Origin of the sequence: Solemya elarraichensis gill symbiont, assembly GCF_002021095.1 — a bacterium.
GTDB lineage: Bacteria > Pseudomonadota > Gammaproteobacteria > Chromatiales > Chromatiaceae.
The window spans coordinates 1-1,594 of sequence record NZ_MPRK01000323.1; the positions used below are offsets into that span (position 1 = coordinate 1).

1 protein-coding gene is annotated in these 1,594 nt (G+C 36.6%); it reads left to right on the forward strand.

Annotated features, from left to right (window positions below):
• Positions 1–1,354, forward strand: a 1,354-nt coding sequence (gene thiC / locus BOW51_RS10650) for a phosphomethylpyrimidine synthase ThiC (RefSeq protein ID WP_135568276.1), incomplete at its 5' end; no start/stop codon positions are given.
• Positions 1,355–1,594 lie beyond the last annotated feature (240 nt).

Sequence of the window (1,594 nt, forward strand, 5' to 3'; positions counted from 1 at the left end):
CGCTGGTAACAACTTTGGTGCCAATACCCCCAAACTCATCACCCCAGAATTTGTGCGTGCCGAAGTCGCTGCGGGACGGGCGATTATCCCCAATAACATCAACCACCCCGAATCAGAACCGATGATTATTGGTCGTAATTTTATGGTTAAAATTAATGGCAATATCGGTAATTCTGCACTAGGTTCAAGTATTGAACAAGAGGTTGATAAAATGGTGTGGGGTATTCGCTGGGGTGCAGATACCATTATGGACCTTTCAACTGGTAAAAATATTCATGAAACTCGTGAATGGATTATTCGTAATTCACCTGTACCTATTGGTACTGTACCTATTTATCAAACATTAGAAAAAGTTAATGGTATTGCTGAGGATTTAACTTGGGAAGTATTTCGTGACACATTAATTGAACAAGCTGAGCAGGGAGTAGATTATTTCACCATTCATGCAGGTGTGCGCTTACAATATGTGCCACTGACCATTAATCGTATCATAGGCATTGTCTCTCGTGGTGGCTCAATTATGGCTAAATGGTGTTTAGCACACCACACAGAGAGTTTTATTTATACACACTTTGAAGATATTTGTGAAATTATGAAGCAATATGATGTTACTTTTTCACTAGGCGATGGTTTACGTCCTGGCTGTATTGCTGATGCCAATGATGCAGCGCAATTTGGTGAATTAGAAACTTTAGGAGAACTTACCAAAATTGCTTGGAAGCATGATGTGCAAACTTTTATTGAAGGCCCTGGCCATGTTCCTATGCAGATGATTAAAGAAAATATGGATAAGCAACTAAAAGAATGCGGTGAAGCACCATTTTACACACTTGGTCCATTAACGACTGATATTGCACCTGGTTATGACCATATTACCAGTGCTATAGGTGCCGCGCAAATTGGCTGGTATGGTTGTGCCATGTTATGCTATGTTACTCCAAAAGAGCATTTAGGCTTGCCTAATCAAGATGATGTCAAGCAAGGCATTATTGCTTACAAAATTGCAGCCCATGCGGCTGACTTAGCTAAAGGACATCCAGGTGCACAAATTCGTGATAATGCCCTTTCTAAAGCACGTTTTGAATTTAGATGGGAAGACCAATTTAATTTAGGATTGGATCCAGATACAGCACGTAAATATCATGATGAAACCATGCCTAAACAAGCTGCAAAAACCTCTCATTTTTGTTCTATGTGTGGCCCTAAATTTTGCTCTATGAAAATTACTCAAGAGATTAAAACCATAGATGCAGGAGAGATCGCTAAGATTAAAGCCATTCAAATAGAAATGGACAAAAAATCGGCAGAATTTTTAAAAAATGACAGTGAAATTTACATGAAAGAAGGTGCTTAAATTTTTTGTCAATTTAATTAGAAATTGATACTTAATTTGTTTAACTGTTATCTTAAATCTTAAGGTTTTTACAATGACAGTAGTCGTGTTTTGTGAAATACAACAAACTCTTTTTAGACATTTTTTTTCCTTGTTTTATGGCTTCTATATAGACAATTTTAGTAATATTAAAATAATAACATAACTGCTTTTACTTGGTTTTGATATCACTACAACTCATTTTTTTATATTGCAAGTTTA